Origin of the sequence: Streptomyces sp. NPDC005878 (genome assembly GCF_040629815.1) — a bacterium.
Classification (GTDB): Bacteria; Actinomycetota; Actinomycetes; order Streptomycetales; family Streptomycetaceae; genus Streptomyces.
Genome location: NZ_JBEXWK010000003.1, coordinates 489,543 through 504,695, shown reverse-complemented (window position 1 = coordinate 504,695; position 15,153 = coordinate 489,543). Strand labels below are relative to the sequence as shown.

At 72.2% G+C, this 15,153-nt stretch carries 10 protein-coding genes; 3 read left to right on the top strand and 7 right to left on the bottom strand.

Going from position 1 to position 15,153, the window contains the following annotated elements:
• Nucleotides 1-158: 158 nt before the first annotated feature.
• The 5 genes from ffh to ABZ404_RS08485 form a co-directional block, all read right to left on the bottom strand.
• On the bottom strand, nucleotides 159-1,700 hold the full coding sequence (ffh, locus tag ABZ404_RS08505; RefSeq protein WP_358837825.1) for a signal recognition particle protein: 1,542 nt from the start codon (nucleotides 1,698-1,700) through the stop codon (nucleotides 159-161).
• A 779-nt stretch (nucleotides 1,701-2,479) separates the two neighbouring features.
• Nucleotides 2,480-4,927, bottom strand: a complete 2,448-nt coding sequence (locus ABZ404_RS08500) for a [protein-PII] uridylyltransferase (protein ID WP_358990273.1) — start codon at nucleotides 4,925-4,927, stop codon at nucleotides 2,480-2,482.
• A 37-nt stretch (nucleotides 4,928-4,964) separates the two neighbouring features.
• Nucleotides 4,965-5,303 (bottom strand): P-II family nitrogen regulator, encoded by a 339-nt coding sequence (locus ABZ404_RS08495; RefSeq protein WP_004924863.1) that lies wholly within the window; start codon nucleotides 5,301-5,303, stop codon nucleotides 4,965-4,967.
• Nucleotides 5,300-6,643 carry an ammonium transporter gene (locus ABZ404_RS08490; RefSeq protein ID WP_358833521.1) on the bottom strand — a complete coding sequence of 448 codons (1,344 nt, stop codon included), beginning with the start codon at nucleotides 6,641-6,643 and terminating at the stop codon, nucleotides 5,300-5,302. The genes ABZ404_RS08495 and ABZ404_RS08490 overlap by 4 nt, the downstream gene beginning before the upstream one ends.
• Before the next feature lie 337 nt (nucleotides 6,644-6,980).
• Nucleotides 6,981-8,456, bottom strand: coding sequence for a hypothetical protein (locus ABZ404_RS08485; protein ID WP_358833522.1), 1,476 nt, complete (start codon nucleotides 8,454-8,456; stop codon nucleotides 6,981-6,983).
• Between the two features lie 429 nt (nucleotides 8,457-8,885).
• Between ABZ404_RS08485 and ABZ404_RS08480 the strand changes: the two genes are divergently transcribed.
• Nucleotides 8,886-9,533, top strand: coding sequence for a bifunctional DNA primase/polymerase (locus ABZ404_RS08480; protein ID WP_358833523.1), 648 nt, complete (start codon nucleotides 8,886-8,888; stop codon nucleotides 9,531-9,533).
• A gap of 156 nt (nucleotides 9,534-9,689) precedes the next feature.
• On the opposite strand, the gene ftsY is transcribed toward ABZ404_RS08480, so the two are convergent.
• A complete protein-coding gene (gene ftsY, locus ABZ404_RS08475) occupies nucleotides 9,690-10,919 on the bottom strand; it encodes a signal recognition particle-docking protein FtsY (RefSeq protein ID WP_358833524.1) in 1,230 nt (409 codons plus the stop codon).
• A 189-nt stretch (nucleotides 10,920-11,108) separates the two neighbouring features.
• On the opposite strand from ftsY, the gene ABZ404_RS08470 reads away from it, so the two are divergent.
• Nucleotides 11,109-12,557, top strand: coding sequence for a cytosine permease (locus ABZ404_RS08470; RefSeq protein WP_358833525.1), 1,449 nt, complete (start codon nucleotides 11,109-11,111; stop codon nucleotides 12,555-12,557).
• A gap of 84 nt (nucleotides 12,558-12,641) precedes the next feature.
• Nucleotides 12,642-13,613: an LLM class flavin-dependent oxidoreductase gene (locus ABZ404_RS08465; protein ID WP_358833526.1), complete on the top strand. Its 972-nt coding sequence runs from the start codon at nucleotides 12,642-12,644 to the stop codon at nucleotides 13,611-13,613.
• Between the two features lie 41 nt (nucleotides 13,614-13,654).
• Here ABZ404_RS08465 and ABZ404_RS08460 read toward each other — a convergent pair whose 3' ends face one another.
• Nucleotides 13,655-15,070, bottom strand: coding sequence for a sugar porter family MFS transporter (locus ABZ404_RS08460; protein ID WP_358833527.1), 1,416 nt, complete (start codon nucleotides 15,068-15,070; stop codon nucleotides 13,655-13,657).
• Between the last annotated feature and the right edge of the window lie 83 nt (nucleotides 15,071-15,153).

The window sequence follows — 15,153 nt, the reverse complement described above, 5'->3', positions numbered from 1 at the left end:
TTTTTTTTTGTTTCTTTTTTTTTTATTTTTTTTATTTACCTATTGGGGGAAACCACGGGGGCCCCGCGCCCCCCCCCCCCCCCCCCCTCTCTTCCTTACCACTGGCCCTCTTCTTCCTTATGAGGACGTACGCGTCCCCGTCAGGAGGGGCGGCCCCATCAGCCCATGAACTTCTTGAAGGCGTCGGGCAGTTCGAAGTCCTGCGGGACCTGGGCGGCGCCGGGCAGTGCCTGGGGGCCCTGCTCGCGGCGGGCGGCGGCGGCCTCTTCCTCGGCCTTGCGCTTCAGCGGGTTGCCGCTCTTGCGCTTGCCCTTGGCCTGTTTCTGCTGCTTCTTCTGGCGGCCGGGGCCGCCACCCATGCCCGGGATGCCGGGCATACCGGGCATGCCGCCGCCCTGGGCCATCCGCGACATCATCTTGCGGGCCTCGAAGAACCGCTCGACGAGGTTCTTGACCGCGCTGACCTCCACACCGGAGCCCTTGGCGATACGGGCGCGGCGCGAGCCGTTGAGGATGGTGGGGTCGTGGCGCTCGGCCGGGGTCATCGACTTGATGATCGCGGCGGTGCGGTCCACGTCGCGCTCGTCGATGTTGTTGATCTGGTCCTTGATCTGCCCCATGCCGGGCAGCATGCCGAGCAGCTTGGAGATGGAGCCCATCTTGCGGACCTGCTCCATCTGCGCCAGGAAGTCGTCGAGCGTGAAGTCCTGGCCCTTCTTCGACGCCAGCTTGGAGGCCATCTTCTCGGCCTCTTCTTGGCTGAACGTCTTCTCCGCCTGCTCGATCAGGGTGAGCAGGTCACCCATGTCGAGGATGCGCGACGCCATGCGGTCCGGGTGGAACGCGTCGAAGTCGTCGAGCTTCTCGCCGTTGGAGGCGAACATGATCTGCTTGCCGGTGACGTGCGCGATGGAGAGCGCGGCGCCGCCGCGGGCGTCGCCGTCGAGCTTGGAGAGCACCACGCCGTCGAAGCCGACGCCGTCGCGGAAGGCCTCTGCGGTGTTGACCGCGTCCTGGCCGATCATGGCGTCGACGACGAAGAGGATCTCGTCGGGCTTGACGGCGTCGCGGATGTCCGCGGCCTGCCGCATCATCTCCTGGTCGATGCCGAGGCGGCCGGCGGTGTCGACGACGACCACGTCGTACTGCTTCGACCGGGCGTACTCGATGGAGTCCTGGGCGACCTTGACCGGGTCGCCGACGCCGTTGCCGGGCTCCGGCGCGTAGACCGCGACGCCCGCGCGGTCGGCGACGACGGAGAGCTGGTTGACGGCGTTCGGCCGCTGGAGGTCGCAGGCGACGAGCAGGGGCGCGTGGCCCTGGCCCTTCAGCCAGTGGCCGAGCTTTCCGGCGAGCGTCGTCTTACCGGCGCCCTGGAGGCCGGCGAGCATGATGACCGTCGGGGCGGTCTTGGCGAACCGCAGCCGGCGGGTCTCACCACCGAGGATGGTGATGAGCTCCTCGTTGACGATCTTGACGACCTGCTGGGCGGGGTTGAGCGCCTGGGAGACCTCGGCGCCGGACGCGCGCTCCTTGACCTGCTTGATGAAGGCGCGGACGACGGGCAGGGCGACGTCGGCCTCGAGCAGGGCGATACGGATCTCGCGAGCCGTGGCGTCGATGTCCGCCTCGGACAGGCGGCCCTTGCCCCGGAGGTTCTTGAATGTCGCGCTGAGGCGGTCGGAGAGGGTGTCGAACACGGTGGTCGCGGATCCTCGGCTCGTAGGGCGGTCGGGTGAACGCCCCCCAGGGTATCCCGGGAGAGGTTTTCCCCACCCCGCCCCGTTCCCTTAACCCTCCGGGGGTGGGGGTGCGGCGGCCGCCTTTTGCCCGCGGGCGGGCGCGCGCCTTTTGGGCCCGGTCTTCGTCCGCGGGCCGTCTTGGGTTGCTCGCGCAGTTCCCCGCGCCCCTTCAGGGCCCGGTCTTCGTCTGCGGGACGCCCTGGGGTGCTCAGGGCCCGGTTGTCGTCTGCGGGTCGTCTTGGGCTGGGCGCGCAGTTCCCCGCGCCCCTTGGGTACTTGCGGCCGCTGTAGTCCGGAACCTCGGGCGGGAGCGATTCAGCCCCTCCGGCGTTTGAGGAGCGGGGTCCGGGGCGGAGCCCCGCAACGGGGGCGGGGGCGCAGCCACGGCAGGGGCCCCACCGGGGCCGGGGGCGGAGCCCCCGGGGCGGGGTGCAGGGGCCGCAGGCCCCGCTCGGGCCCGGGGTGCGGCCCCGTAGCGGGTCTGGGGCGCAGCCGCGTGGCGGGGGCGGGGCGAAACCTCCGTAGCGGGTCCGGGGGCGCAGCCCGCGGCGGGGTGCAGGGGCCGCAGGCCCCGCGTTGGGGGGTTCCGGGGCCAAGCCCCTGGGGGGTTCCGGGGCCAAGCCCCTGGGGGGGTGCAGGGGCCGCAGGCCCCGCTCGGGGGGGCGTAGCCCCCGGGGAGGACGGTCTTGCCCCCCCCGCTCGCCCCCGGAGGGTTTAGGGAAGGGGCGGGGTGGGGGCTAGTCCCCCCGGGGGGCCAGGGCGCGTTCCACCCCCCGGGCCACCCCCGCCGCCACTCCCGCCCCCAGCGGCTCCCCTCCCCCGTCCGTCACATAGAACGCGTCCACCGCGTTCCCCCCCAGCGTCGAGACGTGCGCGCTCCGCACCCGTACCCCCGCCCGGTCCAGTTCGCGGCCGATCCGGTGCAGCAGGCCCGGCGCGTCCTGGGCGCGGACCTCGATCACCGTGGCCAGGCGGGACGCCGCCGGGGCGACCGTGACGCGGGGCGGGGGCGCGGCCGGGCCCCGGCGGCGGGCCGCCTCGCGTTCGGCGAGGCGGGCCGGGAGGTCCAGGGAGCCGTCGAGGGCGCGGACCAGGTCGGCGCGGAGCCGGGCCGCCTGCGGGAGCGAGCCGTATTCGGCCGCCACCCGCCAGTCCAGGAGGAGGATCTCCCCGGCCAGGGGGTCCGGCAGCCCGATCGCCCGCAGCTCCGCCGTCCGTACGGTCAGCCGGTGCATCGCCAGGACGCCCGCCACCGCCGGCAGCACCCCGGGCTGGTCCGGGAGGGCGATCAGCAGCTCGACGCCGAGCGGCTCGCGGGCGCTGTCGTCGGCCGGCGCCTCCGGGTGGGCGCGCAGCGCGAGGACCGGCCCGCGCGTGCGGTGCGCCTCCATCGCGAGCCGCTCCTGCTCGGCCGTGGCGAGGGGCGGCTCGGGGTCCGCCGGCTCGCCCGCCAGCACCGCCCCCGCCCGCTTCACCAGCTCCGCCACCAGCGACCCGCGCCAGGCGGACCAGGCCGCGGGGCCCGTGGCGAGGGCGTCCGCCTCGGTGAGCGCGTGCAGGAGTTCGAGGGTGGAGGCCGTCCCGACCGCCTCGGCCACCGCCCGTACCGTCGCGGGGTCGTCCAGGTCGCGCCGGGTCGCGGTCTCGACGAGCAGCAGATGGTGGCGTACGAGCGTGGCGACCACGGCCACGTCGTCCTTGTCGAAGCCGATCCGGGCGGCCACGTCGCGCGCGATGACCTCGCCCGCCACGCTGTGGTCGCCGGGCCAGCCCTTGCCGATGTCGTGGAGCAGGGCCGCGACGAGCAGCAGGTCGGGGCGGTGGACGCGGCGGGTGAGCGAGGAGGCGCGTACGGCCGTCTCCACCAGGTGGCGGTCGACGGTCCAGGTGTGCACGGCGTTGCGCTGCGGGCGGCAGCGCACCCGCTCCCAGTCGGGCAGCAGCCGGGTGATCAGGCCCTCGGCCTCCAGCGCCTCCCAGACGGGCACGGTGGACTCGCCCGCGCCCAGCAGCGTCACCAGTTCCTCGCGGGCCTCGGCGGGCCAGGGCACGGGCAGCGGCCGGACCGCGGCGGCGAGCCGGCGGACCGCGTGCAGGGAGAGCGGCAGCCCGGAACGGGCGGCGGCCGCGGCGGCCCGCAGTGGCAGGACCGGGTCGCGTTCGGGTTTCGCGGCGAGCGCGAGCACCACCTCGCCGTCCTGCTCGACCACCCCTTCGGCGAGCGGGGTCCGCTCGGGGGCGGCCGGGCGGCCCCCCAGCAGGCTCCGCAGCCGGGGCCGGGCCGAGCGGGCGCGCAGGACCCGCCCGACCTCGCGCCAGGTGACGTCACTGGCGTACGCGATGGTCCGCGCGGCCTCGTACACCTGCCGCAGCAGTACGTCCGCGTCCAGCACGCCGAGCGCCTCGGCGACGGCGTCCTGTTCCTGGAGGGCGAGGCGGTCGGTGGCGCGGCCGGTGACCAGGTGGAGGGCGTCGCGGACGTCCAGGAGGCGCCGGCGGGCCTCGTCCAGGCCCTCGCGGGGCGCGTCCGCGAGCCAGGACGCGGCGACCGCGCGCAGGGCGGTGGCGTCCCGCAGCCCGCCGTGCGCCTCCTTGAGGTCGGGTTCGAGGAGGAACGGCAACTCGCCCTGGCGTTCGGCCCGTTCGCGGCAGAGCGCGTCGAGTTCGGGGAGCCGTTTGGGGGCGAGGTTGCGCCAGTCGGCGAGGACGGTGGTGCGCAGGGAGGCCGTGAGGCTCTGCTCACCGGCCAGGTGGCGGGCGTCCAGGAGGCCGAGGTGCACCTTGAGGTCGGCGCCGGCGGCTCTGCGTGCCTCGGCGGGGGTGCGCACGGAGTGGTCGAGGGCCAGGCCCAGGTCCCACACCGGGTACCAGAGGCCGTCGGCGAGCGCGGAGACGGCGCTCGCGCTCGCGCTGCCGTCGTGGACGAGCACCAGGTCGAGGTCGCTTCGGGGCGACAGCTCGCCGCGTCCGTAGCCGCCGACGGCCACCAGGGCGGCGCCGCGCACCCCGGCCGCGCGGGCGGCTCCGGTGAAGAGCTGGGCCAGCCAGTCGTCGGTGAGCGCGGCCAGGGCGGCACGGCGCGGCGGCCCGGACCGCGCCTCCTGCTGGAGGAGGCGCAGCCGGGCCGCCGCGTAGCCGCCGGATCCGGAGTCCTCTGTGTCTGTGCTGACGTCCGTGCTCGTCACCCGGCAGCTCCTGTCCGTACCGAATCGGGGGGCCACGTCAGAGGGCGTCGGGGCCGCGTTCGCCGGTGCGGACCCTGACCGCCGTCTCCACGGGGACGCTCCACACCTTGCCGTCGCCGATCTTCCCGGTCCTGGCGGCCTTGACCACGACGTCGATCAGCTGCTCGGCGTCGTCGTCCTCGACCAGCACCTCGATACGGATCTTGGGGACGAGGTCGACGGTGTACTCGGCGCCGCGGTAGACCTCGGTGTGGCCGCGCTGGCGTCCGTATCCGCTGGCCTCGGTGACCGTGAGGCCGTGGACCCCGAAGGCCTGGAGGGCTTCCTTGATCTCGTCCAGGCGGTGCGGCTTGACGACCGCGGTGATCAGCTTCATGCGTCCACCTTCTTGTTCTGCGCTGCCTTCTCGCCGGGGGCCGGGGCGTGCGAGCGGACGGCGGTGCCGCCGCCGGCGCCGCTGAAGTCGTACGCCGTCTCGGCGTGCTCGACCTGGTCGATGCCCGAGACCTCGTCGTCCTCGGCGACCCGCATCCCCATCGTCCTGTCGAGCAGGAAGGCGAGGGCCGCGGAGACGACGAGCGAGTAGCCGAGGACCGCGCCGACGCCGATGGCCTGCTTGCCGAGCTGGTCGAGGCCGCCGCCGTAGAAGAGGCCCTTGGCGTCGGACTGTACGCCGCCGGTGGCGAAGAGGCCGACGAGGAGGGAGCCGGCGATGCCGCCGACCATGTGGACGCCGACGACGTCGAGGGAGTCGTCGTAGCCGAAGCGGTACTTGAGGCCGACGGCCATGGCGCAGAGCACACCGGCGATGGCGCCGACCGCGATCGCGCCGAGCGGGCTGACGCAGCCGCCGGAGGGGGTGATGGCGACGAGGCCCGCGACCGCGCCGGAGGCGGCGCCGAGGGTGGTGCAGGAGCCGTGGCGGAGCTTCTCGTAGCCGAGCCAGGCGAGCATGGCGGCGGCGGTGGCGACCTGGGTGTTGACGAACATCACGGCGCCCACGCCGTCGTCGTTGCCGAGCCAGGAGCCGGCGTTGAAGCCGAACCAGCCGAACCACAGCAGCCCGGCTCCGAGCATGACGAGCGGCAGGCTGTGCGGCCGCATCGGGTCCTTCTTGAAGCCGACGCGCTTGCCGATGACGAGGATGACGCCGAGGGCCGCGGCTCCGGCGTTGATGTGCACGGCGGTGCCGCCCGCGAAGTCGATGACGCCCTTCTTGAAGAGCCAGCCGTCGGAGGCCCACACCCAGTGCGCGACCGGGAAGTAGACGGCCGTGACCCACAGGGTGATGAACAGCGCCCAGGCGCTGAACTTGACGCGGTCGGCGAGCGCGCCGCTGATCAGCGCCGGGGTGATGACGGCGAACATCAGCTGGAAGACCGCGAAGACGTAGACCGGGACGGTGTAGCCGGGCCACAGCTGGACGATGCCGATGCCGCTGAGCCCGAGGTAGTCCTTGGACCAGCCGATGAAGCCGTTGGACTCGCCGAAGCTGAGGCTGAAGCCGTAGAGCACCCACAGGATCGTGACGATCCCGAGGCTGATGAAGCTCATCATCAGCATGTTGAGTGTGCTCTTGACGCGGACCATGCCTCCGTAGAAGAAGGCCAGGCCGGGGGTCATGAGCATCACCAGCGCTGAGCAGATCAGCATGAATCCGGTGTTGGCGCTGGACAGCTGAGGCGTGTCGGCTGCGAGCGTGATGCCTGGGGGCATCGGCGTCTCCTCGTCGTCGGTACGGCGGCCCGTGCGGGGGCGAACGAGTGGCTGCGAAGGGGTGGGCCGTTATGCGCCATGAGGTTGGCGCAGCGCGGTTTCCGCCGATGCCGCTCGATGTTTCGCCGCCGTGACGAAGAGGTCGGGCGTGTTACGCGGGCATGAACTGCCGGATCATCGCCCCGGGAGGGCCGATCGCCGTCCCCGTGCACGCTCACGGGTGACCGGCCGCGACGTCTCCCGGTTGACCTGGCGGGGGGAGCCGAGTCGGAGTGTGCCGGGGTGGGCGTCGCGGCCGGCGTTCTGTATGCCGCCGTGGCGGCGCCCCGGGGGGGGGTCAGACGGCCTCCGCGGTCTCGGGGAGCTCCTGGCCGAGGAGGTCGGTGAACTGGATGACCTCGGCCACGTCCCCGAAGTCCCGCACGGCGGTGTCGACGGTCTTGCGCAGTCGGGTGTTGACCCGCTCGGAGCGGACCGTCTTGGCGATCTTCAATGCCTCTCCGGCCAGCACGGTGGACTGTTCGGGCTCGCGCTTGAGGAGGTGGACGGTGGCCATGCCGATGAGGTTCAGCGCGTACGACCGCTGGTGGATCTCGTCCTTGCCGAAGAGCTCGACCGCGCGCTCCATGACGGGCTCGGCGAGCGTCGCGTACGTGGGGCTGCGGCCGGCCACGTAGGCGAGGTCGCGGAAGGAGTGGGCGTTCTCGCCGTTGAGCTCGGCCTCGGAGAAGAACTGGATCCAGTCGGGCTCCGGCTCGCCGTCGAGCCCGGCGTCGCCGAAGGTGTCCTCGGACATCCGGACGGCCCGCTTGCACTTGCTGGGCTGGCCCATGTTCGCGTACGCGCGCGCCTCCATCGCATACAGCATCGCCTGGGTGCGGGGGGTGGCGCAGTCACGGCTGCCGTACTGCGCGAGGTGGATGAGTTCCAGGGCGTCGTCGGGGCGGCCGAGGTGGATCATCTGGCGGCTCATCGAGGACAGGATGTACGACCCGAGGGGCTTGTCGCCGCACTCCTTGGCGGCGTGCAGGGCGAGCACGAAGTACTTCTGGGCGGTGGGCTGGAGGCCCACGTCGTAGCTCATCCACCCGGCGAGTTCCGCGAGTTCGGCCGCGACCCGGAAGAGTCGGCGGGCGGTGGCCTCGGGCTGGGGCTCCTGGAGGAGGTCGGTGACCTCGTGGAGCTGGCCGACGACGGCCTTGCGGCGCAGTCCGCCGCCGCACTGGGCGTCCCACTGGCGGAACATCTCCGTGGTGGTCTCCAGCAGGTCGAGCTCGGGCGGGGAGAGCCGGGAGGGGCGCCGGGCGTTGGCGGGGGTCTCCACGTTGATGGACTCGCCGGGCGGCGCGGGGACCAGCCAGCGCTGCATGGGCTCGATGAGGGCGGGGCCGGCCGACAGCATCAGGGAGGTGCCGAGGAAGCCGCGGCGGGCCAGCATCAGGTCGCTGCGCGAGTACTCGCTGAGCAGGGAGACGGTCTGGGGGCCGGCCCAGGGCAGGTCGACGCCGGAGACGGACGGGGACTGGTGTGCGGTGCGCAACCCGAGGTCCTCCACCGCCACGACGCTGCCGAACCGCTCGGAGAACAGCTCGGAGAGGATGCGCGGAATGGGCTCGCGCGGCATCTCGCCGTCGAGCCAGCGGCGGACCCGGGAGGTGTCCGTGCTGATGTGGTGCGCGCCGAGCTGGCGCGCCCGCCGGTTGACCTGGCGCGCCAGCTCGCCCTTCGACCAGCCGCTCCGCACGAACCACGAACTCAGCTGTTCGTTGGGGCGCTTGCCGGCGCTCGTACCGCTAGCCCCACTGCCGCTCACTGGAACGCCCCCATTCGGCTAAAGCCCTGCGCGTCTTCTCTGCCACGCGAACCCCTATCAGAATGCCGCGAGTTCATGCTTCCTGTCCGCAGGACGCGACCCTCCGGACGGTACAGCTCCTTGCCTTTGGCATACCCGCGAGCGCGTGCGTTTCCAGGGTTCGTGTACTGAAAGTAATCCTACGATCACCCGTCTGGCGAGGGCGATTCCACAAACGCCACCATTCGCCACCCCTTCGAATGAACTCCCCCACCGCCGTGCGCGATTCACTTGACACAGGTCGACAAGGAGTCGGTGGAGCGGTGCACGCGGGGGCGCGCGGACCGGTTCGCACCACCTTCCCTTCCGCCGCGAGCCGCTGGGTGAGCAGTGCGCGATCGGGGAACTCCGGAACGTAACCACCGTCGGCAATCACCCGTTGGAGGGGGCATGGGCTTCACGATCGGCGGCGGCCGGGGGATCCGCGAAATCCGGCCCGGCCCGCGGCGCCGCGGCCGCGCGACCGAGGTCACGGCGGTGGCCGAGTACACGGGCCTGTGGGGGTGGGACGTCGCCCCGGGGGCGCGGGAGCTGTCCGGCCAGTGCTCCTGCGGCGATCCGGTCTGCCCGGAGCCCGGGGCGCACCCGCTGGCGTTCGTCCCCGAGGTGCCGGCGGGCGCGACGCTGGACGAGGTCGGCAAGGCGTGGGCGGAGTGCCCCGGCGCCTCGGTGCTGCTGCCGGTGGGCCGCACCTTCGACATCCTGGACGTGGCGGCGCCGGCCGGGCGGCGGGCGCTGGTGCGCCTGGAGCGGATGGGGCTGCCGCTGGGCCCCGTCTCGACGACCCCGGCGGGCCGTACGCACTTCTACGTGGCCCCGGGGGCGGCGGCCGAACTGCCGCGCCTGCTCTACCGGATGGGCTGGGACGACGCCGACCTGGACCTGGTCTGCCCGGGCCCCGGGGAGTACGTGCAGGCGCCCCCGTCGGGAGACGTCCACTGGCTGCGCCCCCCGTCCCTGGACACCGCGACGCGTCCTCCGGAGGCCCGCCTGCTGCTGGGCACCCTGGCGTACATCTGCCACCGGGCGCCTTCCTGAGGGGCGCTTCCCCCGGAGTACGTCCCGAGGAGCCCGGCGCGGGGTGAGCCGGCACGGACGAAGGGGCCCACCGCGTCTGCACCGTGCGGTGGGCCCCTTCCGGGACGCCTGGCGGCCGCGGCCCGCGGGTGGGAACCCGCGCGCCCGGCTCGGTCGCTACTCCCCGATCAGCGCGTCCACGAACGCCCCCGGCTCGAACGGCGCGAGGTCGTCCGCGCCCTCGCCGAGCCCGATGAGCTTGACCGGCACGCCCAGTTCGCGCTGCACGGCGATGACGATGCCGCCCTTGGCGGTGCCGTCGAGCTTGGTCAGCACGATGCCGGTGATGTCGACGACCTCGGCGAAGACCCGGGCCTGGACCAGCCCGTTCTGCCCGGTCGTCGCGTCGAGGACGAGCAGGACCTCGTCGAGCGGCCCGTGCTTCTCCACGACGCGCTTGACCTTGCCGAGCTCGTCCATGAGCCCGGTCTTGGTGTGCAGCCGTCCGGCCGTGTCGATGAGGACGACGTCCGCGCCCTCCGCGATGCCCTCCTTGACGGCGTCGAAGGCGATCGACGCCGGGTCGCCGCCCTCGGGGCCGCGCACGGTGCGGGCGCCCACGCGCTCGCCCCAGGTCTGGAGCTGGTCGGCGGCGGCGGCGCGGAAGGTGTCCGCCGCGCCCAGGACGACCGACTTGCCGTCGGCGACGAGCACGCGGGCGAGCTTGCCGGTGGTGGTGGTCTTGCCGGTGCCGTTGACGCCGACGACCATCACGACGCCGGGGACCTCGGCGCCGCCCTCGGTGGTGTTGCCCTCGGTGTTCACCGTGCGGTCGAAGTCGGGCCGGAGGATCGCGACGAGCTCCTCGCGCAGCAGCGCGCGCAGCTCGGCCGGGGTGCGGGTGCCGAGCACCCGGACGCGCTCGCGCAGCCGCTCGACGAGTTCCTGGGTCGGGGCGACGCCCACGTCCGCGGTGAGCAGCGTGTCCTCGATCTCCTCCCAGGTGTCCTCGTCGAGGTTGTCCCGGGACAGGAGCGTGAGCAGCCCCTTGCCCAGCGAGTTCTGCGAGCGGGCGAGGCGGGCGCGCAGCCGGACGAGGCGGCCGGCCGTCGGCTCGGGCACCTCGATCCCGGGTGCGGCGGGCGCCTCGACGGGCGCCTCCTCGACCACGACGGGGCTCGCCGGCGCCTCGGGGAGGGCGATCTCCTCGATGGCGCGGCGTTGCTCCTCGGCGCTCTCCGCGGCGTCGTCGCCGACGTGCGGCTCGGCGGGCGGGGCAGTGATGGTCGGCGTGGACGGCGGCGCCGTGGGCGGCAGCTGCTTCTTCTTGCGGCTGCTGACCACGAGCCCGCTGATCGCGCCGACCGCGACCAGGGCGATGACTACGGCAAGGATGACGAATTCCATAACGTCCCCAGTATCAGTCATGGCCCGTCGCGGGGCCCCGCTCGTGTCTTCCCATGAAGATCAAAGGGAACTATGGGGCAATCGTCGTATTAAGTTACGATGGAAGAGGAGGCATCAACGCGCGTAGAGTCCCCCGAGATGACCCCCACCGGCTCTCCCCGGAGCCGAGCGAGAGGCAACCGCACCCCCATGAGCACCACCACCCAGTCCGAAGGCGCACTGGAAACCCGTGGCCTTGAGCCCGTCCCCGACAGCGAGCGCACCGCCAGAACCCGCGAGCTCTTCCCGACCTGGGTCGCCGCCAACATCAGCGTGCTGCTGCTCACGATGGGCGCGAGCCTGGTCGTGACGTACAAGCTGAACTTCTGGCAGGCGATCGTCGTCGCGGTCGCCGCGCCCGTCGTCAGCTACGGCCTGGTGGGGCTCATCTCCATCGCCGGCAAGCGCGGCGGCGCGCCCGGTATGGCGCTCTCGCGCGCGGTCTTCGGCCAGCGCGGCAACCTCCTCCCCGGCTCGCTGATCTGGGTCGCCCGCTGGGGCTGGGAGACGATCAACGCGGTCACCGGCGCCTACGCGATGCTGACCGTCCTGGACATCGTCTTCGGCATCAGGAGCAACACCTTCCTGATCATCGTGACGCTGCTGCTCTTCGTGGTGACGACCTTCGCGATCTCGGGCCTGGGCATCAACGTCGTCCAGAAGTGCAACAAGTACGCGACCTACCTCTTCGGCGCGTTCTCCGTGCTCGTGCTGGTCTATCTGGCACTGAACACCGACTGGAGCGAGGTCTTCGACCGTCCGGCCGGGAAGATGTCGCTGATGGTCGCGGGCACCGGGCTGATCGCCGCGGGCGGTGTCAGCTGGATCCCGTCCGCCCCGGACTTCACCCGCTACCTGCCGCGTACGGCCTCGTCGAAGGCGATGGTGGCGAGCTCCGTCGGCGGCGCCGGGATCGTCGTGCTGCCGATGGTCCTGATGGGCGCGGTCATGGCGGTCTCCACCCCGGACCTCGCCTCGGCCGCCGACCCGGTCTCCTTCCTCGGCGAGATCCTGCCGCTGTGGATCGCGGTGCCCTACCTGCTGATCGCGCTGGTCGGCATGGTGCTGATCAACTCCATGTCGATGTACTCGGCCGGCTTCACCGCGCAGACCCTCGGCTTCAAGATCCCGCGCCACTGGGCGGTCTCGGTCAACGCCGTGATCTCGCTGGCCTTCGGCGGCGTGCTGATGCTGGTCGCCAAGAGCTTCATGGGCTCCTTCATCGCCTTCCTCTCGCTGCTGGCCGTCGCCTTCTCGGCCTGGGTCGGCGTCTTCGGCGCGGACATGCTGCGGCGCACCGAGTACGACGCGAAGGCGCTGCTCGACACCACGCCCACCAGCGCCTACTGGTACACCGGCGGCTTCTCCCCCGCCGCCGTCGCCGCCTGGGCGGTGGGGCTGGGCTCGGGTCTGCTCTTCACCACCTCGGACTGGTTCACCGGCCCGCTCGCCGCGAACAACCCGGTCGGCGAGTACGGCCTGGGCTGGGTGGCCACCATCGTGGTCTCCGGACTGCTGTACGTGGTCCTGCCCAAGCCCGCCGTCCCGGCCCCGGCCGAGGACGTGGCGGCCGAGGAGCCCGCACCCCTGGCTGTCTGACGCCTCGTCAGCTACCGTCCCCCTCCATCGGGTTCCATCGGGTTCCACCCGGACCGGCCCGGCCCGGCGGAGGGGGACTTTGCCATGCCGTTCACCGTCGTACGCATGAACCTGGTGGCCCCGCACGAGCCGCCCGAGAGGCTGTCGGCCCGCTACCGCGCCGCGGTGGAGATGGCCGCGTACGCCGACGCGCACGGCGTCGACACCGTCCAGACCGAGGAGCACCACGGCGCCGCCAACGGCTGGCTGCCCTCCCCGTTCGCCTTCGCGGGCGCGGTCTTCGGGGCCACCGGCCGGATCGCGGTCACCGTCTCCGCGATCATCGGCCCGCTCTACGACCCGCTGCGGCTGGCCGAGGACATCGCGGTGCTCGACCTGCTCAGCGGCGGGCGCCTGGTGACGGTCGCCGGGATCGGCTACCGGCCCGAGGAGTACGAGCGGGCGGGCGTCGAGTGGGGCAGGCGCGGCAAGCTCCAGGACCTGCTCCTGGAGACCCTGCTGAAGGCGTGGACGGGCGAGCCGTTCACCTACCGGGGGCGTGCGGTACGGGTCACCCCGCGCCCCTTCACCCAGCCGCACCCGATGCTGCTGGTGGGCGGCTCCTCGAAGGCGGCGGCGCGGCGGGCGGCCCGGCTGGGGCTGCCGTTCTTCCCCAGCGCGCACCTGCCGGAGCTGGAGGCGTACTACCGCGAGCAGCTGGCCGCGCACGGCACCGAGGGCTGGACGATGATGCCCGCCGAGAGCACGCCGCTGCTCCATCTGAGTGAGGACCCGGACCGGGCCTGGGCGCTGTACGGGGAGCACTTCCTGCACGAGGCGCGGATGTACGCCTCCTGGCAGTCCAAGGACATCCGCTCGGCGGTCCGCTCGACGGCCGCCACGGTCGAGGAGCTGCGCGCGGAGGGCGTCTACCGGATCGTGACGCCCGAGGAGTGCGCGGCGCTGGGCGCCGAGAGCCTGGTGCTGCACCCTCTGTGCGGCGGGATGCCGCTGGAGGAGGGGTGGCGCAGTCTGCGCCTGTTCACCGACGACGTACTGCCCCGGCTCCATGGGTGAGCCGGGGCAGTACGTGTGTCGAGGAGAGAGGGCAGCGGGGTTTAGCCCATCTCCTCCAACGCCTTGCCCTTGGTCTCCTTGACGTACTTCAGTACGAAGGGGATCGAGAGGGCGGCGAAGATCGTGTAGATCACGTAGGTCGCGGAGAGGTTCCAGTCGGCCAGCGACGGGAAGCTCGCCGTGATGGCCCAGTTGGCGATCCACTGCGCGGCGGCGGCGACACCCAGGGCGGCGGCGCGGATCCGGTTGGGGAACATCTCGCCGAGGAAGACCCAGACCACCACGCCCCAGGACAGGGCGAAGAAGAGCACGAAGACATGGGCGGCGACCAGGGCGATCCAGCCCTGGGTGGCGGGCAGCTTGCCGTCCACGAGGTCGTAGCTGAAGGCCCAGGCCTCCAGGGCGAGGCCGAGGGCCATGCCGACCGAGCCGATGAGCGCCAGCGGCCGGCGGCCGATCCGGTCGACGAAGATCATCGCGATCACGGTGCCGATGATGTTGATGATCGACGTGGTGAAGGAGTAGAAGAACGAGTCCGTCGGGTCGACGCCGACCGACTGCCACAGCGTGGAGGAGTAGTAGAACGCGACGTTGATGCCGACGAACTGCTGGAAGACCGAGAGGCCGATGCCGACCCAGACGATCGGCTTGAAGAAGAAGGAGCCGCCGAGCAGGTCCTTGAAGCTCGACTTCTCCTCGCTCCGCATGGCGTGCTCGATCTCGGCGACGCGGGCGTCCAGGTCGATGTCGCCCTCGACCTCCTTGAGCACCTCACGGGCGCGCGCGTCGCGGCCCGCGGAGATGAGGAAGCGCGGCGACTCGGGGATGGCGAAGGAGAGCAGGCCGTACAGGACGGCGGGGATGACCATCACGCCGAGCATGACCTGCCAGGCCTCCAGGCCGATCAGCTTTCCGCGCTGGTCGCCGCCCGCGGCGTTGAGGATGCCCCAGTTGACCAGCTGCGAGATGGCGATGCCGATGACGATGGCGGCCTGCTGGAAGGAGCCGAGCCGGCCGCGGTAGGCGGCGGGGGCGACCTCGGCGATGTAGGCGGGGCCGATGACCGAGGCCATGCCGATGGCGAAGCCGCCGATGATGCGCCAGAAGGCCAGGTCCCACAGGGCGAAGGGGAGCGCGGAGCCGACGGCGCTGATGGTGAAGAGCACGGAGGCGATCTGCATGCAGCGGATGCGGCCGATGCGGTCCGCGATCCGGCCCGCGGTGGCGGCGCCGATCGCGCAGCCGATCAGAGCGATCGCGATGACCTGGGCGAGCGCCGCGGAACCGATGTCGTAGCGGCCCCTGATCGCTTCGACGGCGCCGTTGATGACGGCGCTGTCGTAGCCGAAGAGGAAACCGCCCATCGCTGCCGCCGCCGCGATGAAGACGACGTGGGCGAGGTGCTCGGGATGCGCCGTACGGGCTCCCGAGGCCGGTGGCTGCGTAGTGCTGGTCACGTGAACTCCTGGGGCCGCCCGGCAGCGTCGCCGGGCGTTGGGGGCACTTCAAGTGGCGCACAACTTCGGGTCACCCACCACTT